This window comes from Sphingomonas kaistensis (genome assembly GCF_036884275.1).
In the GTDB taxonomy this organism is placed as follows: domain Bacteria; phylum Pseudomonadota; class Alphaproteobacteria; order Sphingomonadales; family Sphingomonadaceae; genus Sphingomicrobium; species Sphingomicrobium kaistense_A.
The window spans coordinates 453,541-472,937 of the sequence record NZ_CP145607.1 but is presented as its reverse complement, the minus strand read 5'-3'; the positions used below and the strand labels follow the sequence as shown (position 1 = coordinate 472,937).

The window sequence follows — 19,397 nt, the reverse complement described above, 5'->3', positions numbered from 1 at the left end:
CTAGGGTCAAGTGCCTAGAGCGGCAACAGATTGCCTTTTGGGGCGGGGAGAAGTGCGTGCCGGAACGGTTGCTGGGATGGATGGAGCGGCATTGGCGGCTGGTGGTGCTGCTGGTCTGGCTGCTCGCCTGCGCGCTGTTCGCCTGGCAGAAGTGGGGCGGGATTGTCGCCTTCCAGCTCGGCGACACCGACGACAACCTCCGCATGGCGCAGGTCCGCGCCTGGCTGAACGGGCAAGGCTGGTACGACCTTCGCCAATATCGCTTCGATCCCGCGTTCGGCGGCGCCAACATCCACTGGAGCCGGATCGTCGACCTGCCGATCGCCGGGCTGATCCTGCTCGGCAAATTGTTCACTACCGGCGCCAATGCCGAGCGGATGGCGGTCGCGGTCGCGCCGTTGCTGCCGTACGCGGTGCTGCTGACCGGGATCGCCCTGACCGCCCGCCGGCTGATCAGCCCGGCGGCGTTCGTCGCGGCCTTTGTCGCGCTCTATTTCGCCGGCGCGACCAATGGCATGTTCATGCCGACCCGCATCGATCACCACGGCTGGCAGTTGGCGATGCTGAGCCTAGTCATCGCTGGCCTCGCCGATCCTGACCGTCGCCGCGGCGGTCTGACCGCCGGGATCGCCAGCGCGATCAGCCTGTCGATCGGGCTTGAGATGCTGATCTATTTGGCGCTCGCCGCGGCCGCGCAGGTGCTGATGTGGGTGTCGGACGCGGAAGAACGCGATCGGCTGCTGGCCTATGCCGTCAGCATCGCCGGGGGGACGGCGATCGGCTTCCTATTGTTCGCCTCCTACGCCAACCGCGCGGCGGTGTGCGATGCGCTGTCGCCCGTGTGGCTGTCCGACGCGCTGCTCGGCGGAGCGCTGCTGGCGCTGATCGTGTGGAAGAGCCCGGCGCGCTGGACCACCCGCCTAGCGCTCGCCGCGGCAGCGGGCGTAGCGGTGGCAACCTTCCATGCGCTGGCCTGGCCCAACTGCCTGTCACGGCTCGAAGGCGTCTCGCCGGAGGTGGACCGCCTGTGGCTGAGCAATGTGCGCGAGGCCAAGCCGATCACCCAGCATAGCTGGCGGACCGTCACCACCGTCATTTCTTTGCCCATCGCGGGACTGCTCGGCTGGGCATGGCTCGCCTTCCTCCACCGCCGTGAGCCCGAGCATCTGCGCCGTATCCTCGGCCCGGCCGCGATCGCCGCCGCGTCGCTCGGCCTGCTGTTCTGGCAGACCCGCGCCGGGCCGGCGAGCCAGCTGCTCGGCGTGGTCGGCTGCGCGGCGCTCACCGCCACGCTGCTGCCGCGCTTGTGGAACGCCAAGAACAGCCTCGTCGTCGTGCTCGGCTCCACCGCGCTGGTGCTGGTGGCGAGCGGCGGTGCGGCGCCGATCGTCCTCAAATATCTGCCCGAGAAACAGGACAAGGTCACCGAATCGCAGCGGCTCAACAACCGCGCCAACCGGCTCTGCCCGACCCTGTGGGCGATGCGCCCGGTGGCGAAGCAACCCAAGGGCATGGTGTTCACCTTCATCGACCTCGGGCCCCGCCTGATCGCAATCACCAGGCATGATGCGCTGGGCGGCCCCTATCACCGCAACGGTGAGGCCATCGCCGACAGCATGAATGCGATGCGCGGGACGCCCGAACAGGCCCGCGCGCTGATCCTAAAGCATCGCTCGGACTATCTCTTAATCTGCCCGCACATGAACCAGGCGACCATCTTTCGCGCCCAGGCGCCGCGCGGCTTCTATGCGCAGCTGGAGCGCGGGGCGAGCTTCCCGTGGCTGCAGCCGATCGACCTCGGTAAGGACAGCCCGCTCAAGATGTGGCGGGTGCTGCGCTAGGGTTCAGCCCGCCAATCCGGGCAGGCTCCGCTCCAGCCCGTCGAGCACGAACTGCACGGCCAGCGCGGCGAGGATGACGCCGAGGATGCGGGTGATCATCGCCTCGATCTTGGCCCCGATCATCCGCATTAGCGGCCCGGCGGTGAGGAGTGCCAGCAGGGTCAACAGGATCACCGCGGTCATCGCGGCGAGCACGACCACCTGCTCCACCGTCCCGTCGGCGCGGCCCGACAACAGCATGATCGACGCGATCGATCCCGGGCCCGCAATCATCGGGATCGCCATCGGAAACACCGAAATGTCGTCGGCTTCGGGCGTGCCTTCGATCTCGCGCGCCCGCTCTTCGCGGCGCTCGGTGCGCTTTTCGAACACCATGTCCAGCGCGATCATGAACAGCATGATGCCGCCCGCCAGCCGGAACGCCGACAGGCTGATCCCGAGCGTCCGTAGCAGCGGCTCGCCGAGCAGCGCGAAGAACAGCAGGATGCACCAGGCGACCACCGCCGAGCGGATTGCCATCGCCCGGCGATGCGCGGCGTCCGCGCCCTTGGTCAGCCCGGCGAAGATCGGCGCGCAGCCGGGAGGATCGATGATGACCGCAAGAGTCAGAAAGGCCGAGGTGAAAAGCTCGATCATGGCCGCGTGGTGCGGTCGTGCACCGTATCGAATCGGCGCCCGTTCCACAGCTGAACGCGCGTGCGGCGAACGCCGTCGGCCGTGACGGTCCAGTTGAACAGGAGCGTGCCGTCGGCCGAACGGGCATAGCCGCTGTCGCCCGGCGGGGCCGTACGATTGAGCGGCTGCGCGTAATTGGCGGCGACCTGCCGAGCCCGCGCGGCGGCATTGCCGCAGGCGGCGACCCGCACCACCGGGCGCTTGGGAATGGCGAACCGCGGCGCTGCGGCAAGCTGGCCATCGGCGGTCCAGCGCCAGTCACCCGACGCCTGGCGCATCCACAGGGTGATGAACCGCCCGGTCGCATTCGGCAGTTGCCAGGGCCCGACGTTGACCGCCGTGCGGCCGTCGCACGATTGCCAACTGTGCGAAGGCCACCATTGGACGGCGGTGGCCGGGTCCTTGCGGTCCTTCAGGAAATCGTGCGCCCAGACGGCTTGCGGGGTCCACATCACCGCGGTTGGATCGGCCCAGGTGCGAAAAGCGGTCCACTGGCCTTGAGCTTTCGCGTCGGCGGCAAAGGCGCGCTCCGCCTCGACCGCGGTAGTCGGAGCGGCGGCAGCGAGCATCAGCGAGGCGAGGATCATAGTCCCTCCGGTGGAGCGAGGCCTTGGCGGCGGTGTGCCGCGACGACGGTGTTGCGAAGCAGCATGGCGATGGTCATCGGCCCGACCCCGCCCGGCACCGGCGTGATCGCGCCCGCTTGCCTCTCAGCCTCGGCATAAGCGACGTCGCCGACAAGCCGGGTCTTGCCGGGCTCAGCGCCGGCAACGCGATTGATTCCGACGTCGATCACGGTGGCGCCGGGCTTGACCCAATCGCCGCGGACCATCTCGGGCCGACCGACGGCGGCGACCAGGATGTCGGCCTCGCGAGCCAAAGCGGGCAAATCGCGGGTGCGGCTGTGGGCGATGGTGACGGTGCAGCTTTCGGCCAGCAGCAGCATTGCCATCGGCTTGCCGACGATGTTGGAGCGGCCGATCACTACGGCATGCTTGCCGCTCAAATCGCCGAGTTCGGCCTTGAGCAGGTGCAGGCAGCCGAGCGGCGTGCAGGGCACCAGGGCCGCAGGATCGCCGACAGCCAGCCGTCCGGCGTTCACTACATGAAAGCCGTCGACGTCCTTGTCGGGGTCGATCGCGTCGATCACTCGCGCCGCGTCCATGTGCGGCGGGAGAGGCAATTGGACGAGGATGCCGTCCACCGCCGGGTCTGCATTTAGCCGCGCGACGAGGGCGAGGAGGTCGGCTTCGCTGGTCTCGGCGGGAAGCGCATGATGCAGGCTTTCCATTGCCGCTTCGCTGCAGGCCGCGCGCTTGGAGCGGATATAGACTTCGCTCGCCGGATCCTCGCCGACCAACACGGTGGCGAGGCCGACCGCTCGTCCGGTGGTCGCGCGAAAGAAGGCAGCGGCACGCCCGGCGCTCGCCCGCACCTCCGCTGCCGCAGCCTTGCCGTCGATCCGACGCGCGCTCATCGGCTCACACTCCCGGCGGCGGGAGCGAGGCGAGCGTGTTCGAGATGACCGGGTTGATCAGGATGCCGATCAGCAACAGCACCACGACCGGCGACAGGTCGAGCCCGCCGAAATCGGGCAGGATCTTGCGGAACGGCCGGTAGAGCGGCTCGAGGAAGCGGTCGAGGCCGGTCAGGAACCGCCGCATTCCCTCGCTTTGCGTATTCAGCACGTTGAACGCGATCAGCCAGCTCAGGATCACCTGGATGATGATCAGCCACCACAGGACGTTGAGCAGGATCGCGGCAATCTCGAGAAGGGTGCGCAGAATGACCATCCGCCCCCTCTAGCCGCCCCGTATTGCAGGGGCAACACGGCTCAAGGGGCCATCCGCTCCGGTTCGGCCCGCGCCAGCAGCAGCGAGAAGTCGCCCGCCGGATCGGTCCACGCGCGGCGCACGGTCCAGCCGCCGGCCGAGAGCAGCAATTGGCTGCTTTCAGGCGTATATTTGTGGCTGTTCTCGGTGTGGATGCTGGCGCCTTCGGCCATCTGGAAAGGTCGGCCGTCGATCTCGAACCGGACGTCGCGCTGGGCGACGAGGTGCATTTCGATCCGCGACAGGGAGGCGTTCCAGCGCGCTTCGTGGGCGAAGGCTTCGACGGGGACGGTGCCTCCAAGCTCGCGGTTGATGCGTTCGAGGAGGTTGCGGTTGAACCGCGCGGTGACCCCGGCGGCATCGTCATAAGCGGCGACCAGCCGGGCAGGGTCTTTCACCCGGTCCATCCCGATCAGCAGCAGCGCCCCGGTGCCGAGCGTGCGGCGAAACGATCGCAGCAGGTCGACCGCGCTCGGCGGCACGAGATTGCCGATGGTCGAGCCCGGAAAGAACCCGAGCCGCGGATGGTCGCCGACCTCTGCCGGAAGGTCGAACGGCCGGGTGAAATCGGCTTCGACCGGCTCGATCGGCAGGCCGGGAAAGCGCTTTTCCAGCACTTCGGCGCTGGCCCGAAGATGCACGCCGCTGATATCGACGGGGACGTAGAGCGCGGGCTCGATCCCGTCGAGCAACAGCGGGGTCTTGGCGAGCGAACCGGCGCCGTAATCAACCACCGCGCGGCCCGGGCCGACGGCGTCGGCGATTTCGGGCATGGCGGTTTCGAGAATGCCGATCTCGGTCCGCGTCGGATAATATTCGGGCAGATCGGTGATCGCGTCGAACAATTGCGAGCCGGCCTCGTCATAGAACCAGCGCGCAGGAATGGCGGGCGGATCCTGCGCGAGGCCGTCCAGCACTCCCTTGGCGAACGCAGGGTCGGGGCGGGTCTCAACAGTCGCGAGCAAGGCGTACTCCGGTGAATTGCCAGCGGGCATGGGGCGGGAAGAAGCTGCGGACCGAGGGCCGCGACGAGCCGCGCGGGGTGGCGCAGCTTGCGCCTTTCACCACCATCTGCCCGCTCATGAACTTGCCGTTATATTCGCCGACCGGCCCCTCGGGCTGACGAAAGCCGGGGTGGGGCAGGAAGGCCGAACCGGTCCAGCACCAGACATCGCCGAAGAAATCGCCGCCGGGCCGCGGCATGACGGCGCCGGCATGGTCGAGCTGGTTGCCACCGCGCGGGTCGTGGCCGGCGGCCATGTCCTCCCACTCGGCCTCGGTCGGCAACCGCGCGCCGACCCAGCGGGCAAAGGCGTCGGCCTCGTAATGGCTGACGTGGGTGACGGGCGCGTTCGGGTCGAGCGGCTGGCGCCCCGCCAGCGTGAAGCTGGTCCCGTCTTCGCCCCAATAGAGCGGCGCGGTGATCCCCTCGCGCCCGACCCAGGCCCAGCCGTCGCTCAGCCAGTGGCCCGGCGTCCGGTAGCCGCCGTCGGCGATGAATTGCTGCCACTCGCCGTTGGTGACGAAGCGGTCGGCGATGGCGTGGGGCTGGAGCAGCACCTGATGGCGCGGCCGCTCGCAATCGAAGGCGAAGCTCTCCTCGCTGGTGCCGATCTCGACCACACCGCTACGTCCTTCGACCCATGCCACGTCGCGGCCGGGGTCGGCCGTCCGAGTGGGCGGAGCCGCCGCATAAGCCGGCTCAAGCGGATTGGCGGCGAAGGTCGCCAGGATGTCGGTGAGGAACAGTTCCTGATGCTGCTGCTCGTGATTGATGCCGAGCTCGATCAGGTCGCGTGCGTCGTCGTCAAGGTCGGGCAGCGCCGCCGCCAGCGCTTGGTCGACATGGGCGCGATAGGCGCGCGCTTCGTCCAGCGACGGGCGCGACAGCATGCCGCGCCGATCGCGGGCCAGCCGCTCGCCTGCGCCTTCGTAATAGCTGTTGAACAGGAACGGCCAGCGCTCGTCGAACAGGCGATAATCGGGCACAAATTCGCGCAGCAGAAAGGTTTCGAAGAACCAGCTGGTGTGCGCCAGATGCCACTTGGCCGGCGACGCATCGGGCATCGGCTGCACCGTCGCATCGGCGTCGCTCAGCGGCTCGGCCAGCGCCATCGTGAGGTCACGGGTGGCCCGTAGCCGCTCGCCGAGCGATACCGGCGCAAGGGTCGCCTGCCTGTTCACCCTTCCTGCTTTACCCCAGGAAAGGGCTTGTCGGCCAGCAGCGTCGCGAGATGATGGCTGTTCGACGCCAGCATTTCGACCGTTTCGGTGACTTTGTTGGGGACTTTGGGCAGGTCCTTAAAGTCGACCGACCCCATGGCTTCGCCGACCCAATAAGCCGGGCCGCCCGGCGGGACGGTCCAGCCGGTGTCGCTCAATCCCTGGAACAGATCGGCCGAGACGTTGTGCGCGCCGTCCTCGTTACCGACGATGGCGACCGCGACGACCTTGCCCGTGCTCGGCATCCGGCCGTTGTCGTCTGTTTCGGACAGAAAGGCGTCCATCCGCTCCAGCACGCGCTTGGCGACGCTCGGCAGCTGGCCCATCCAGACCGGGGTGCCGAACACCAGGATATCGGCTTCGAGGATCTGCTTGCGAAGTTCGGGCCAGGCATCGCCGTCGCCTTCGTCCGAGGTCACCCCCGGCTTGATGTCGTGATCGGCGAGGCGGATCGTACCCTTCCACTCGGCTCCGCGCCCGGTCAGCGCGTCCTTGACTAGGTCGATCATCTTGTCGGTGGACGAAGGCTCGTCGCCCGAGGCCTTGAGCGTGGCGTTGATGGCGATGGCTTTAAGGGTCACAGGGTCTCCGCGGATCTGGGGTATCACCCCATAACGAGTGGGCCGCGCTTGGGTCCCCGCCACCGACCAAAAGTCAGGTCCGGGTCGCGCCCGGTTGCCACAGCACATCACCCCCGGACATCGCCGCGACGTGCCGCGCGGTCACGAACAGGTGGTCGGACAAGCGGTTCAGGTAAGCCAGCGCGTGCGGGTTCACCTGCGCTTCCTCGGCCAGCGCCACGGTCCATCGCTCCGCCCGGCGCGCGGTGGCGCGGGCGAGGTGCAGTGCGGACACCGCGCGGCTGCCGGCGGGGAGGATGAAGCTGGTCAGCGGCGACAGATCCTCGTTCATCGCGTCGATCTCGGCTTCCAGCCGCTCGACCTGGGGTGCGACGATGCGTAGCGCGCCTTCCATCTCGCCCGGCGTGGCGAGATCGGCGCCAAGATCGAACAGTTCGTTCTGGATCCGGCTGAGCGCTGCCTTCGCCTCGCCGTCGAGTTCCGCGATGGCGAGGCCGATCGCGCTGTTCGCCTCGTCCACCTCGCCGATCGCGTGCATCCGCGCGCAGGCCTTGCTGACCCGGCTGCCGTCGACCAGCCCCGACTGCCCGGCGTCGCCGGTGCGGGTGTAGATCTTGTTGAGCTTGACCAAGGCGTCAGCTGCCCGCGCTGGCGAGCAGCATGATCGCCGCGGCGATGAACACCGCGATGCCCTGATAAAGCACGCGCTTGCGCATCCATTGCTGCTGTTCCTGCTGATTGCCGACCTTGCCCGACGCCATGGCAATGACGCCGCGGACGAGAACATAAGCGGTTGCCGCCATGGCGAGCACCAGCGCGATGATGAGAAGCGTGTTCATGATCGGTCCTACTTAGGGGAGGGCGAGACGATAACCAGTAGGCAGAATGCCCACCCCCAGCGCATCGGCAAGGGCGCGCCCGTCGACCCCCGCCTCGCGCATCGCGGCCAATGTCGGCGCCTGGTCGCGCTTGGCGAGGCGGCGGCCGTCGTCGTGGAGGACGAGCGGGTGGTGGAGATAGGTCGGCTCGGGCAGGCCGAGGAGGACCTGAAGCAAGCGCTGCACCGGGGTCGAGGGCTTGAGATCCGCGCCGCGCACGACCAGGCTGACGCCGTTGTCGGCATCGTCGACCACGCAGGCGAGATGATAGGAAGAGGGCGCGTCCTTGCGGGCCAGGATCGCGTCGCCAATCATCGCCGCCGAGCCCTCGTGGCGGCTGCCGTCCTGTTCAATCCAGCCCGGCACCCCGCCCGCAGCCGCAATCGCCTTGGCCGCATCGAGCCGCCAGCTATGCGGGGTCGCGGCGCGCCGGTCGGGATCGTCGGGAAGGCCGCGGCAGGTCCCGGCATAAGCGCTTCCGGCATCGCCATGCGGCGCGGTCAGGGAAGCGGCGATATCGGCTCGGGTGCAGAAGCAGGGGTAGACGAGGCCCTGCGCCTTCAGCCGGTCGAGCGCAGCGGCGTAGAGGTGCGTGCGTTCGGACTGCACGATCGGCGCGCCGTCGGGTTCGAGCTCCAGCCACGCCAGATCCTCCCTGATGCCGACGACGAACTCGGGCCGGGCCCGACCGGGGTCGAGATCCTCGATCCGCAGCAGCCAGCGTGCCCCATGCTTGCGCCCGAGCGCCGCGCTATACGCATGCCCCAGATGCAGCCGCCCGGTCGGCGAAGGCGCGAACCTCGTGATCACGCGGATGCGTTGAGCCCTTGACCGCGAAACTGCAACTTGCGATTCACATGGGCGTCACACCGGACTGGCAACCGGTGGGGCACAAGGGAAGCGGCCGAAAACGGTCTCCTCCTTGCGTGCGACAAGGCCCGGGAGACGCGTTCGGCAGGACCACCACGGAGACCTGTCGCTCGTGTATCATCCCGATCTTATCCGCCACCCGGAAAGCTGCCCGGCGCTGGTGCTCAACGCCGACTACACCCCGCTGTCTTATTATCCGCTCAGCCTGTGGCCGTGGCAGACCGCGGTGAAAGCGATGTTCCTCGAACGGGTCGACGTCATCGCTCATTACGAGCGCGAGGTGCACAGCCCCAATCACACGCTGAAGCTGCCGAGCGTGATCGCGCTCCGCCAATTCGTGCGGCCGAGCGAGCATCCGGCCTTCACCCGCTTCAACCTGTTTCTGCGCGACCGCTTCCGCTGCGTTTATTGCGGGTCGGGCAAGGAACTGACCTTCGACCACGTCATCCCCCGCGCCCAGGGCGGCCGGACGACATGGGAGAATGTCGCCACCGCCTGCGCGCCGTGCAACCTCAAGAAAGGCGGCCGCACCCCGCGCCAGGCGGGGATGCACATCGTCCGCTGGCCCGAGCGGCCGACCAGCTGGCAATTGCAGGACCACGGCCGCGCCTTTCCGCCGGGCTATCTTCACGAAAGCTGGCGCGATTATCTCTACTGGGACGTCGAACTCGACGCCTAGAACTTGATCTTGATGCGCGCCATGAGCCGGTTGGATTGCTGCCCACCGGCTTGGGCTCCTTCGGCTTCGGCTGCGATCGTAACCCCATCGGCAAGCTGCACCGCGGCCGTGGGCACATCGGACTGCCGGGGCGGCAGCGGATCGTTCAACCGGTAGCGGCCGGATCCGTTTCGGCCACACACCACGATATCCTGCGGAGTCTCCGTGGCGGCCTCGCAGGGGCGGCGAATCGTCAGGTCGATCTTTTCGGGCGGTGTCGCGGAAACCGCCTGCAACAGCGCGACCATCAGCAAGGACATCGCAGTCTCCGACCCGGCTTGGCCACCAGACCTACCGCACCCAAGCCCGGACGTCACCGGCAATCTGGGTCACCATCTACTGCAGCCAAAGGTTTAGGACTTCGTTAACCAATAGCCTTCACTTTTACGGCCATGTCCCCGCCGTCTTCCTTCACGCGTCGTCCCCGCCTGCTGGTGGTGTCCCCCAACCGGTCCCACCAGGCAGTGCTTGCTCGCCGGCTGGGCGCGGAAGGTTATTCCATCGTCACCGCAAGTGATGGCGCAACGGCGCTCGGCGAGCTTCGCCGGTCGGCGATCGACGTGGTCATCGCCGAACTGGTGATGGACCCGATGAGCGGCCCCGAACTCACTCGTTCGATCCGCGACCAGGCCGCTTTTGCCGAAACGCCGGTGATCCTGATCGCCAGCCGCGCCGAGGCCGACCCCGCGGTTCGCGCTTTCGAGGCCGGAGCCGAGGACGTGATCCTGAAGCCCTTCCACTTTGAAGTGCTGGTCGCGCGTATCGAACGCCGCCGCGCCGCCGCCGCCCGCGTCGCCGCCTTGCGCGCCGACATGGAAGCGATGGACGCCCGCGCCGCAATGAAGGCGATCGAGCTCGGCGAACTCAAGGACCGGATGGTCCAGCTCGAAGCCGAACGCCGGCGCCTGCCGGCCTAAGCCCCGGCCAGCGCCTCGCGCACCAACGGGGCGAGGTCCTCGCGCTGCAACGCGAGCTTCAGCGTCGCCAGCACATAGCCTGCCCGGTCGCCGCAATCGTGGCGCACCGCATCGACCTTGACCGCGTGGAACGGCTGGTCGCCGATCAGCTTGGCCATCGCGTCGGTCAGCTGGATCTCGCCGCCCGCACCCGGTTCCTGGCTGTCGAGCAGGTCCATCACTTCGGGCTGGAGGATATACCGGCCGATGACGCCCAGCCGCGACGGCGCGACCTCGGGCTTGGGCTTTTCGACCAGCCCGCGCACTTCGGTCAGATTGCCCTCGGTCGCGCCCGGCGTGACGATGCCGTAGCTGGCAGTCTTTTCCGCCGCGACTTCCTCGGCGCAGACGATGTTGCCGCCGACCTTATCGTACGCATCGACCATCTGGCGAAGCGCGCCCGGGGTCCCGGCCATCAGATCGTCGGGCAGCAGCACCGCGAACGGCTCGTCGCCGACCACGTGCCGCGCGCACCACACTGCGTGACCGAGGCCGAGCGGCTGCTGCTGGCGGACGCTGATCAGCTCACCATAATCGGCACGGCTGAGGTCGAGCACGTCGAGGCTCTTGCCCTTGGCGGTCATGGTCGCCTCAAGCTCGAACGAGACGTCGAAATAATCCACCAGGCTCGACTTGCCGCGACCGGTGACGAAGATCAGTTGCTCGATTCCCGCTTCGCGCGCTTCGTCCACCGCATATTGGATCAGCGGACGGTCGATCACCGTCAGCATTTCCTTGGGCATGGTCTTGGTCGCGGGCAGCAGGCGGGTGCCGAGGCCGGCGACGGGGAAAACGGCCTTGCGGACGGGCTTGAAGGTCTGGCTCGGCGAAAGGCTCATTGGGGCTCCTGCACGCGGGTCTGGTTGTCGTTGGGCGTAGCGTTGCTGTCGCCTTCGGGTTCCGCCGGCGCGTCGGCACCGCTCGGCGGAGGCAGATCGAAACGGTCGGGCTGGCGCGGTTCGGACCGGCGCAGCACCTCGTCGACCCGGACCGGCCGGGCGATCGCGGGCGGAGTCAGAAGCTCGGTCGGGGTTGGGGTGGTCGCCGCCAGCTTGGGCTTGACCGGAAGCGAGGCGCCATCGGCCGGGCGAAGCTCGCCGGCGCGGCCGCAGGCGGCGAGCGCGAGCGCCAGGGAAACGGCGCCAAGCGCGCTGGACCTAAGCCCAAGCTTGTGCCGGCTGCCGTTCGAGGCCAAGCGCGTCGTCATGCGTGTTCTCTTCCTCGCCGCGGCATTTGCCGCCCTGCTGACCTCGGGCTGCGATAGGCAAGCTGGCTCCCAAAGTGAAGCCGTCGCGGCGGACGCGACCGAGCCGGGCGGCCCCGGCCTCGACCGCAGCCAGGCTGGCAAGGCGATGCCGGCGGTCGGCTTCAAGGACGGCGAGGGCGAGGATACCAGCCTGCCCGCGATCGCCGGGGGCAAGCCATTGCTGGTCAACCTGTGGGCGACCTGGTGCGCCCCTTGCGTCAAGGAACTGCCGACCCTCGACGCGCTGGCCGACCGGGCCGGCGCGCCGCAGATCGCGGCGATCAGCCAGGACACCGCCGCCCCCGACAAGGTCCGCGCTTTTCTCGCCGACAAGAAGGTCGGGCTCGAGGCTTATCAGGACAGCGAAATGGAACTGTCGATGGCGCTCGGCTCGCAGATCATGCCGACCACCATTCTTTACGGCTCGAACGGCAAGGAAATCTGGCGCTTCACCGGCGATCTCGACTGGACCGGAGCGAAGGCGGCCGAGCTGCTCAAGGAAGCGCGCTAGGGCAACTTGCTTCGAACGGTGGTCCGCTGCGGACCGCTGATATGCCAGACATCGCCGAAATCCTCGTGGACCAGCGGCGCCGGCTTGGTGCCGCCAAGGCCTGCGACGATGTCGGGCACGGTGTTGCTGTGTCCGACCACCAGCACGGTGCCCGTCGACGCCAGCGCCTGAGCGACGAGGGACGGGGTGTCGGACGCGTCATAGGTCAGCACCGCCGCCCCATAGCGCGCGGCGGTCGGGGCGGCGGTGTCGCGGGCGCGGTCGGTGTCGCTGACGAGGATGGTGCGCGGCGGATCGCGGCGGAAAAAGTCTGCCAGCTTCACCGCATTGGCGCGGCCTTCGGCAGTCAACTGCGCATTGGCCACGCCCGCCGGCGTATTGAGGTGGCGCACGACATAGATGTTGGGGACCGGTGGCGGCGCCGGAACGCTCGCGCACCCGGCCAGCGCCAGCATCGCAAGGGCGACCAGCGTCCGCATCAGTCGCGCAGCAGCTCGTTGATCCCCGTCTTGGAGCGGGTCTTCTCGTCCACCGTCTTGACGATCACGGCGCAGGCAAGGCCCGGGCCGCCGTCCTTGCCCGGCAGCGTGCCTGGCACCACCACCGAATAGGCCGGCACCCGGCCATAGCTGATCGCGCCGCTCGCCCGGTCGACGATCTTGGTCGACGCGCCGAGGAACACCCCCATGCTGATCACGCTGCCGCGCTCGACCACCACGCCTTCGGCGACCTCGCTTCGGGCGCCGATGAAGCAATCGTCCTCGATGATGACCGGGCCGGCCTGCAGCGGCTCGAGCACGCCGCCGATCCCCGTTCCGCCCGAGATATGGACGTTGCGGCCGATCTGCGCGCAGCTGCCGACGGTCGCCCAGGTGTCGACCATCGTTCCTTCACCGACATAAGCGCCGAGATTGACGAAGCTCGGCATCAGCACCGCGCCCGGCGCGATATACGCGCCGCGCCGCACGATCGCGCCCGGCACCGCACGAAAGCCGCGGGTGGCGAATTCCTGCGCGTCCCAGCCGGCGAACTTGCTCGGCACCTTGTCCCACCACGGCGCGCCGCCGGGGCCGCCGGGAATCGCTTCCATCGCGTTGAGGCGGAAGCTCAGCAGCACGGCTTTCTTGAGCCACTGGTTGACCGTCCAGCCACTCTCGCCCGGCTCCGCCACGCGCGCTTCGCCGCTGTCGAGGAGCGCCAGCGCCTGTTCCACCGCATCGCGCACCTCGCCCCGCGTATCGACGCCGATCCCGTCCCGCGCCTCCCAGGCGTTGTCGATAATGGCGGCAAGGTCGGTCATTGGTCCTCCAATATGTCGTGCAGCCAGTCGGCGACGTCGGTGATCCGACAGTCGATATGGCCGGGTTCGTTGTCGTGATTGCCATGCTCGGAGCCATTGTCCACCCACACGGTGGTCATGCCGAGCGCCTTGGCCGGCCTCAAGTTGCGGGCCATGTCCTCGACCATGCAGGCGGTGGTGGGATCGATGCCGAACTGGCGGCACAACAGGTCATAGCCGTGCGGTTCGGGCTTGGGCCGAAGCTCGCAGGCGACGATGTCGTGGAGATGCTCGAACCGGTCGCCGATCCCGATCCGCTCGAGCACGCGGCGGGCATAAGGCGCGTTGCCGTTGGTGAAGACGCACTTGCGTCCCGGCAGCAGCCCCAGCCCCCGCGCCAGCCGCTCGTTCGGTCCGACCCGGTCGAGCGCGATGTCGTGGACGTCTTCAAGGAAATGATAGGGATCGACCTCGTTCTCGCGCATCAGGCCGGCCAGCGTGGTGCCGTGATTGCGGAAATGCTCTTTCTGAATGCGCCGCGCCTCGATCGCATCGACGCCCAGCAGGCGCGGATATAGGCCCCCATCCGCTCGTCGATCAGCGCGAACAGGCCGGTGGAAGCGGGGTACAGACAATTGTCGAGATCGAAGATCCAGGTCTCGATTCGATCGAACGGTGGCCTGATGCGGACGGGGGCGGGATCTGCCATGATGGCGCCGCTACCGTGCTTGGAGACCGTCAGCAAAGCGAAAGGAATCATCGGCTAAGCGGAACCCGGAATTATCGTGCAAATCTAACGGTTTGTGAAAGGATTGGGATGGCGAAGGCGCTTCTCGGATCGGCTGCAACCCTGGCTCTGGTCAGCCTGTCCGCGTGCGGCGGTGGAGGGGGCAGCGTCGAATCGACCCCGGCGCCGCCCCCGCCGACCATCGCCTCCCCGGCGCCGACCCCGCCGCCGCCCGTGGTCACGCCGCCGCCGACTCCGGCGGTCAATTACAACACGACCGAATATCAATATTCCAACGCGGCCGTCATCTCGGGCGCGATCGCCGCTTATGACAAGGGCGCGACCGGCAAAGGCGTCAAGGCCGCGGTGATCGACAGCGGCATCAATCCCAACATGGCCGAGCTGGCCGGGCGAATCGATCCCGCCAGCCGCGACGTCACGAGCGCCGCGCGCCCGCTGGGCGACGAAGACGGCCACGGCTCAGCCGTCGCCGCGGTGATCGCCGCCGCCAAGAACGACAAGGAAATCCACGGCGTCGCTTTTGACAGCACGATCATCGCGCTGCGCGCCGACACCGCGGGAAGTTGCGCCACCACCGGCGAGAACGAAGGCTGCAAGTTCGCCGATTCGAGCATTGCGCGCGGGGTTGACGCCGCGGTCGCGGCCGGCGCCCGGGTCATCAACCTGTCGCTTGGCGGATCCTCGCCCAGCACCCTTCTCCTCAGCGCCATGGCGCGCGCGGTGAACGTCGGCACGGTGATCGTGATTTCGGCGGGTAACGACGGCAAGGATCCCGAAAAGGGATTGAACGCCGACCAGTTCGCCGCCGCCCCCGCCGCCCGCTTTCCCACCAACGTGATCATCGCCGGATCGATCGGGCAGCGCGATTCGACGGGCGTCCTCGTCACCACCGATCTCCTTAGCGATTTCAGCAACCGGGCGGGCGCCAGCGCCAGCAATTACCTTGCCGCATTCGGGACCGGCGTCCGGACCATCGACCATCAAGAGCGCACGGTGCGCTACAGCGGCACCAGCTTTTCCGCGCCCACCATCAGCGGCGCGGTCGCCCTGCTCGCCTCGGCCTTTCCCAACCTTACCGGCGCGCAGATCGTCGATATCCTGTTCCGGAGCGCCGACGATCTCGGGGATCCGGGCATCGACGCCATCTACGGGCGCGGCCGCCTCAATATCGGCAAAGCCTTTCAGCCGCTGGGCACCCTGTCGCTGGCCGGCAGCCCCGATCCCGTCTCGACCGGAGGCTCCGACATGCCGGGATCGGCGGGCGATGCGGGCACGTATTCGACCGGCATCGGCGCAGTCGTGCTCGACGGCTATTCGCGGGCGTTCGCGGTGGACCTCGCCCGGACCATCCGCAGCGCCCCGCGCTCGGCACCGCTCCACCGCGCGCTGTCCGGCTCCTATCGCGCCGGCGCGGCGGGTGCGGGCCCGCTGAACGTCCTGATGACGGTGGTCGAGCGCAGCGACGGCAAGGGCTTTCTGCTGACCAGCGGCGGCGTCGGCCCCGACGACCTGCGCAAGGCGCGGCTCGTCGCCGGATCGGCGGTGGCGAAGATCGACAGGAAGACCGCGGTCGCGTTCGGCTTCGCCGAAGGGGCCAAGGCGATGGAGCGGCGCTTGTCGGGCGTTGGCGGCGGCGCGTTCCTGATCGCCCGCGACGTGGGCGGAAGCCCCGGCTTCGACGCGGCCCGCGGTACCTCCTTCGCGCTTCGCCGCGATCTCAGCACCAAGATGGGCCTCACCCTGTCGGGCGAAACCGGCGAAGTCAGCGGCGAACGCCGCACGCTGGCGACCGGCGCGCCCTATCGTTGGAACGCCGTCACCCTCGACCGCAGCTTCGGCAGGCAATGGGTGTCGGTCGGGCTCGGCCGGCTCGAGGAAAACCGCAGCCTGCTCGGCGGGCACATGGACAGCTTGCTCGGTGGCGGCGGGGCGGGGACCACCTTCCTCGACCTCGAAACCCGCCGCGACCTTGGCGCCGGGTGGAGCGCGGGGGTCAGCGCGCGGCGCGGCTGGACCAAGTTCGCGGGCGGCGCTTTCACCACCGGCGCCTATGCGCTGGACGTGGCGGGCAGCGATCTGTTGACGGACGGCGATCGCGTCGGCCTGCGCTTCTCGCAGCCGCTGCGGATCGACAGTGGAGGCTTCGCCATGTCGCTGCCGACCAGCTACGATTATGCCTCGTTGACGCCGGGCTACAGCATCGTCCGGTCGAGCATGGTCCCGCGCGGGCGCGAGCTTGATGCCGAGCTGAGCTACGGCCGGCGCTGGCTCGGCAACGGCTGGGTCAGCGGCAATCTGTTTACGCGCTACCAGCCGGGGCACATCAAGGCGGCCGCCCCCGATACCGGCGCGGCCATCCGGTTTTCGCTCGGATTCTGAGCCGCTTTAACGCAGCCGCAACGCCGCCTCGTTAGTTGCTGGGTTCATGGATCAGGAGCCCAGCCCCGACAGCGCCGCCGCCAAGCGCGAGCGGATCAAGGCGATCAGCCGGACGGTGCACAGCATTCCGGTCGAGGAAGGCGGCCAGCTCCGCCCGCCGCGACCCGCGCCTGCGCCTGCACCGCCGGCGCGGTCGTGGGCTGCGATCGCCGCGGGCGGGGTGGGGGTGCTGTCGCTCGGGTTTCTCGCCGGCCTGCTCGCCAGCAGGCGCGGCGCCTGACCGAAAAAGTTCTTAACGTCCCCCGGTGCGGTCGAGATAGGCGTTGAACTGCGCAATCTCGCGCTCCTGCATAGTGATGATTTCCTTCGCAAGACGACGCATCTCGGCATCCTTGCCGCGGGCCAATTGGACCCGCGACATCTCGATCGCGCCTTGGTGATGAACGATCATCTGCCGGGCGAAATCGCGATCCTGGTCGCCGGTGGGTGCGGGCATGGCCATGCCCGGCATGCTGTGGCCCGCCATGCCGTTGTCGGCGGGCGGTGGCGGCGCGTTGCTTCCGCAGGCGGCAAGGCTGAGCGCGGCAAGAGCGGAAAAGAAGAGTTTCGTCATGAACCGCTAGATGGGTGCCGGCGGCGTGCACGCAACCTCGGCTTTCGCCCGTGCGCGACCTCGGCTAGGGGCTGCCCCATGGAAAACGAAGCTGACATGACCGGCGTCCCCGCCAGCCGCCGCCCCAAGAAAAGCCCGATGGCGATCGGCAACCACCCACTCAGCCCTGAATCGATGATGATGGGCTATGGCTTCGATCCCGCGCTGTCCGAAGGCAGTTTGAAGCCGCCGATCTTTCTCACCTCGACCTTCGTGTTCGAGACCGCCGCCCACGGCAAACGCTTCTTCGAAGGCATCACCGGCAAGCGCCCGGGCGGCGCCGAAGGCCTCGTCTATTCGCGCTTCAACGGCCCGAACCAGGAAATCCTCGAAGCCCGCTTGAAGCTGTGGGAACAGGCCGAGGAAGCACTGACCTTCTCGAGCGGCATGTCGGCCATCGCCACTCTGCTGCTGACCTATGCCCGGCCGGGCGACGTGATCGTCCATTCGGGCCCGCTTTATGCCGCGACCGAGACGTTGATCGCCAAGATCCTCGGCCAGTTCGGCATCACCTGGCTCGATTTCCCCGCCGGCTCGACCCAGGACGAGATCGCCAAGGTGATCGAAGCGGCCAAGGCGAAGGGCCGCCTCAGCCTGATCTATCTCGAAAGCCCGGCCAATCCGACCAACGCGCTGGTCGATGTCGAAGCGGTCAAGGCAGCGCGTGACGCGGCGTTCAGCGGCGGCGACGTGCCACCGATCGCGATCGACAATACCTTCCTCGGGCCGCTGTGGGCCAAGCCGCTGGCGCAGGGCGCGGACATCACCGTCTACTCCCTCACCAAATATGCCGGTGGCCACAGCGATCTCGTCGCCGGCGGCCTCGTGGGCTCGAAGAAGTTCCTCGATCCGATCCGCATGATGCGCAACACCATCGGCACCATCTGCGATCCCAACACCGCCTGGATGCTGCTGCGCAGTCTCGAGACGCTGGAACTGCGGATGAGCCGCGCGGGCGAGAATGCGGCCAAGGTCTGCGCATTCCTCAAGGACCATCCCAAGGTCGAAAGCGTCGGGTACCTGGGCTTCCTCGAAGAAGGCACCCGCCAGGCCGACATTTACAAGCGCCATTGCACCGGCGCCGGATCGACCTTCTCGCTGTACCTGAAGGGCGGCGAGAAAGAGGCGTTCGCCTTCCTCGACAACCTCACCATCGCCCATCTCGCGGTCAGCCTCGGCGGTACGGAAACGCTGGCCAGCGCGCCGGCGGCGATGACGCATTTGAGCGTGCCCGACGAGCGCAAGGCAGCGCTCGGCATCACCGACAATCTGGTGCGGATCAGCATCGGGGTCGAGAATGCCGACGACCTGATCGCCGATTTCGAGCACGCGCTGCAGGCGGTCTGATCGAACAGGGGGGATCGGAACGGCAAGGCGCTTGGCCGGTTCGATCCCCCATGATTCGCAGCAAGATTTGTCCCGCGCTCGGCTTGGCCCTGGCGCTCGCCGCCTGCCAGCAGCAGCCCGCCGCCGAGAATGTCTCTGTCCCGACCGACAACACTGCGGCGGCTTCGCCCGTCGCAGTTCCGCCGGTCGAACCGATCCTGGACGGCAACGCGCCAACGGGGGCAGCCGCGCGCCAATCCAGTGCCGAGCCCAATCCGGCTCCGCCGCTCACCGACCGGGCCGAGCGCAGCGAAACCGGTGCCCGCGCCATCCTCCTCGATTTCGCCCGCGCGATCGAACTGAAGCGCTTCGACCAGGCCTACGATCTGCTTTCGCCGGCGGACAAGCAGCGCTGGAGCCGCGCCGACTTCGCCGCCATCTTCAAGGATCTCGGCAAGATCATGGTCGCGGTCCCGACCGGCACGATGGAAGGCGCCGCGGGCTCGCTCTACTACACCGCGCCGGTCACCATCACGAGCGCCGACAGGGACGGCCGCCCGGTCCGGATCGAGGGCGAGGCCGTGCTCCGCCGCGTCAACGACATCGACGGCGCCACCCCCGCGCAGCTTCGCTGGCACTTCGACAAGGTGACGCTCGACTGGACGCACTAGGCGTCCGGATC

At 68.0% G+C, this 19,397-nt stretch carries 26 protein-coding genes; 8 read left to right on the top strand and 18 right to left on the bottom strand.

The window, feature by feature from the left end; all coding sequences use genetic code 11:
• Positions 1-56 precede the first annotated feature (56 nt).
• Positions 57-1,841 carry an AcrB/AcrD/AcrF family protein gene (locus tag V6R86_RS02115; protein WP_338501646.1) on the top strand — a complete coding sequence of 595 codons (1,785 nt, stop codon included), beginning with the start codon at positions 57-59 and terminating at the stop codon, positions 1,839-1,841.
• 3 nt (positions 1,842-1,844) lie between these two features.
• Here the strand turns inward: V6R86_RS02115 and V6R86_RS02110 are convergent, their stop codons facing one another.
• The 10 genes from V6R86_RS02110 to gluQRS all read right to left on the bottom strand — a co-directional run bounded on the left by V6R86_RS02110 (position 1,845) and on the right by gluQRS (position 8,846).
• On the bottom strand, positions 1,845-2,477 hold the full coding sequence (locus V6R86_RS02110) for a MarC family protein (protein WP_338501644.1): 633 nt from the start codon (positions 2,475-2,477) through the stop codon (positions 1,845-1,847).
• Positions 2,474-3,103, bottom strand: coding sequence for a hypothetical protein (locus V6R86_RS02105; protein WP_338501643.1), 630 nt, complete (start codon positions 3,101-3,103; stop codon positions 2,474-2,476). Before V6R86_RS02105 ends, V6R86_RS02110 begins: the two co-directional genes overlap by 4 nt.
• Complete coding sequence (gene folD, locus V6R86_RS02100; protein WP_338501641.1) at positions 3,100-3,993, bottom strand: bifunctional methylenetetrahydrofolate dehydrogenase/methenyltetrahydrofolate cyclohydrolase FolD; 894 nt, start codon at positions 3,991-3,993, stop codon at positions 3,100-3,102. Before folD ends, V6R86_RS02105 begins: the two co-directional genes overlap by 4 nt.
• Positions 3,994-3,997: 4 nt before the next feature.
• Complete coding sequence (locus V6R86_RS02095) at positions 3,998-4,309, bottom strand: YggT family protein (RefSeq protein WP_338501639.1); 312 nt, start codon at positions 4,307-4,309, stop codon at positions 3,998-4,000.
• A 41-nt stretch (positions 4,310-4,350) separates the two neighbouring features.
• Entirely contained in the window at positions 4,351-5,343 is a 993-nt protein-coding gene (gene egtD, locus V6R86_RS02090) for an L-histidine N(alpha)-methyltransferase (RefSeq protein WP_338501637.1), read from the bottom strand.
• Positions 5,297-6,463, bottom strand: coding sequence for an ergothioneine biosynthesis protein EgtB (egtB, locus tag V6R86_RS02085; protein ID WP_425335973.1), 1,167 nt, complete (start codon positions 6,461-6,463; stop codon positions 5,297-5,299). The genes egtD and egtB overlap by 47 nt, the downstream gene beginning before the upstream one ends.
• Positions 6,464-6,528: 65 nt before the next feature.
• Complete coding sequence (locus V6R86_RS02080; RefSeq protein ID WP_338501632.1) at positions 6,529-7,152, bottom strand: flavodoxin family protein; 624 nt, start codon at positions 7,150-7,152, stop codon at positions 6,529-6,531.
• A 73-nt stretch (positions 7,153-7,225) separates the two neighbouring features.
• Positions 7,226-7,783 (bottom strand): cob(I)yrinic acid a,c-diamide adenosyltransferase, encoded by a 558-nt coding sequence (locus V6R86_RS02075; RefSeq protein ID WP_338501631.1) that lies wholly within the window; start codon positions 7,781-7,783, stop codon positions 7,226-7,228.
• A 4-nt stretch (positions 7,784-7,787) separates the two neighbouring features.
• The gene (locus V6R86_RS02070; RefSeq protein ID WP_338501629.1) at positions 7,788-7,991 is read right to left on the bottom strand and encodes an HIG1 domain-containing protein; all 204 of its coding nucleotides are present in this window, start codon (positions 7,989-7,991) and stop codon (positions 7,788-7,790) included.
• A 12-nt stretch (positions 7,992-8,003) separates the two neighbouring features.
• On the bottom strand, positions 8,004-8,846 hold the full coding sequence (gene gluQRS, locus V6R86_RS02065; protein ID WP_338505372.1) for a tRNA glutamyl-Q(34) synthetase GluQRS: 843 nt from the start codon (positions 8,844-8,846) through the stop codon (positions 8,004-8,006).
• A gap of 166 nt (positions 8,847-9,012) precedes the next feature.
• On the opposite strand from gluQRS, the gene V6R86_RS02060 reads away from it, so the two are divergent.
• Positions 9,013-9,579 carry an HNH endonuclease gene (locus V6R86_RS02060; RefSeq protein WP_338501628.1) on the top strand — a complete coding sequence of 189 codons (567 nt, stop codon included), beginning with the start codon at positions 9,013-9,015 and terminating at the stop codon, positions 9,577-9,579.
• On the opposite strand, the gene V6R86_RS02055 is transcribed toward V6R86_RS02060, so the two are convergent.
• Positions 9,576-9,878 carry a hypothetical protein gene (locus V6R86_RS02055; RefSeq protein WP_338501626.1) on the bottom strand — a complete coding sequence of 101 codons (303 nt, stop codon included), beginning with the start codon at positions 9,876-9,878 and terminating at the stop codon, positions 9,576-9,578. The two genes, V6R86_RS02060 and V6R86_RS02055, sit on opposite strands and share 4 nt — an antisense overlap.
• 132 nt (positions 9,879-10,010) lie before the next feature.
• Here V6R86_RS02055 and V6R86_RS02050 point away from each other — a divergent pair, with 132 nt between their 5' ends.
• Complete coding sequence (locus tag V6R86_RS02050) at positions 10,011-10,535, top strand: response regulator (protein ID WP_338501624.1); 525 nt, start codon at positions 10,011-10,013, stop codon at positions 10,533-10,535.
• Here the strand turns inward: V6R86_RS02050 and V6R86_RS02045 are convergent.
• Together V6R86_RS02045 and V6R86_RS02040 are read right to left on the bottom strand one after the other, a co-directional pair.
• Positions 10,532-11,413 (bottom strand): UTP--glucose-1-phosphate uridylyltransferase, encoded by an 882-nt coding sequence (locus V6R86_RS02045; protein WP_338501623.1) that lies wholly within the window; start codon positions 11,411-11,413, stop codon positions 10,532-10,534. The two genes, V6R86_RS02050 and V6R86_RS02045, sit on opposite strands and share 4 nt — an antisense overlap.
• Complete coding sequence (locus tag V6R86_RS02040) at positions 11,410-11,781, bottom strand: hypothetical protein (protein ID WP_338501622.1); 372 nt, start codon at positions 11,779-11,781, stop codon at positions 11,410-11,412. Before V6R86_RS02040 ends, V6R86_RS02045 begins: the two co-directional genes overlap by 4 nt.
• On the opposite strand from V6R86_RS02040, the gene V6R86_RS02035 reads away from it, so the two are divergent.
• Positions 11,780-12,331, top strand: coding sequence for a TlpA disulfide reductase family protein (locus V6R86_RS02035; RefSeq protein WP_338501621.1), 552 nt, complete (start codon positions 11,780-11,782; stop codon positions 12,329-12,331). The genes V6R86_RS02040 and V6R86_RS02035 overlap by 2 nt on opposite strands.
• Here V6R86_RS02035 and V6R86_RS02030 read toward each other — a convergent pair.
• The 4 genes from V6R86_RS02030 to V6R86_RS13835 are packed head-to-tail and all read right to left on the bottom strand — an operon-like array spanning position 12,328 to position 14,319.
• On the bottom strand, positions 12,328-12,810 hold the full coding sequence (locus V6R86_RS02030) for a histidine phosphatase family protein (protein ID WP_338501619.1): 483 nt from the start codon (positions 12,808-12,810) through the stop codon (positions 12,328-12,330). The two genes, V6R86_RS02035 and V6R86_RS02030, sit on opposite strands and share 4 nt — an antisense overlap.
• Positions 12,810-13,631 carry a 2,3,4,5-tetrahydropyridine-2,6-dicarboxylate N-succinyltransferase gene (gene dapD / locus V6R86_RS02025; protein WP_338501617.1) on the bottom strand — a complete coding sequence of 274 codons (822 nt, stop codon included), beginning with the start codon at positions 13,629-13,631 and terminating at the stop codon, positions 12,810-12,812. The genes V6R86_RS02030 and dapD overlap by 1 nt, the downstream gene beginning before the upstream one ends.
• On the bottom strand, positions 13,628-14,095 hold the full coding sequence (locus V6R86_RS02020; protein ID WP_425335934.1) for an HAD-IA family hydrolase: 468 nt from the start codon (positions 14,093-14,095) through the stop codon (positions 13,628-13,630). Before V6R86_RS02020 ends, dapD begins: the two co-directional genes overlap by 4 nt.
• Entirely contained in the window at positions 14,095-14,319 is a 225-nt protein-coding gene (locus tag V6R86_RS13835; protein ID WP_425335933.1) for a hypothetical protein, read from the bottom strand. Before V6R86_RS13835 ends, V6R86_RS02020 begins: the two co-directional genes overlap by 1 nt.
• Before the next feature lie 108 nt (positions 14,320-14,427).
• Between V6R86_RS13835 and V6R86_RS02015 the strand changes: the two genes are divergently transcribed.
• Together V6R86_RS02015 and V6R86_RS02010 are read left to right on the top strand one after the other, a co-directional pair.
• Complete coding sequence (locus V6R86_RS02015; RefSeq protein WP_338501615.1) at positions 14,428-16,737, top strand: S8 family peptidase; 2,310 nt, start codon at positions 14,428-14,430, stop codon at positions 16,735-16,737.
• Positions 16,738-16,783: 46 nt separating this feature from the next.
• Positions 16,784-17,017 (top strand): hypothetical protein, encoded by a 234-nt coding sequence (locus V6R86_RS02010; RefSeq protein ID WP_338501613.1) that lies wholly within the window; start codon positions 16,784-16,786, stop codon positions 17,015-17,017.
• A gap of 12 nt (positions 17,018-17,029) precedes the next feature.
• Here V6R86_RS02010 and V6R86_RS02005 read toward each other — a convergent pair whose 3' ends face one another.
• Positions 17,030-17,350, bottom strand: a complete 321-nt coding sequence (locus V6R86_RS02005; RefSeq protein ID WP_338501611.1) for a DUF305 domain-containing protein — start codon at positions 17,348-17,350, stop codon at positions 17,030-17,032.
• Positions 17,351-17,428: 78 nt separating this feature from the next.
• Here V6R86_RS02005 and V6R86_RS02000 point away from each other — a divergent pair, with 78 nt between their 5' ends.
• A complete protein-coding gene (locus tag V6R86_RS02000) occupies positions 17,429-18,736 on the top strand; it encodes a cystathionine gamma-synthase family protein (RefSeq protein ID WP_338501609.1) in 1,308 nt (435 codons plus the stop codon).
• Positions 18,737-18,786: 50 nt separating this feature from the next.
• Entirely contained in the window at positions 18,787-19,386 is a 600-nt protein-coding gene (locus V6R86_RS01995; RefSeq protein WP_338501607.1) for a hypothetical protein, read from the top strand.
• The last annotated feature ends 11 nt before the right edge of the window (positions 19,387-19,397 follow it).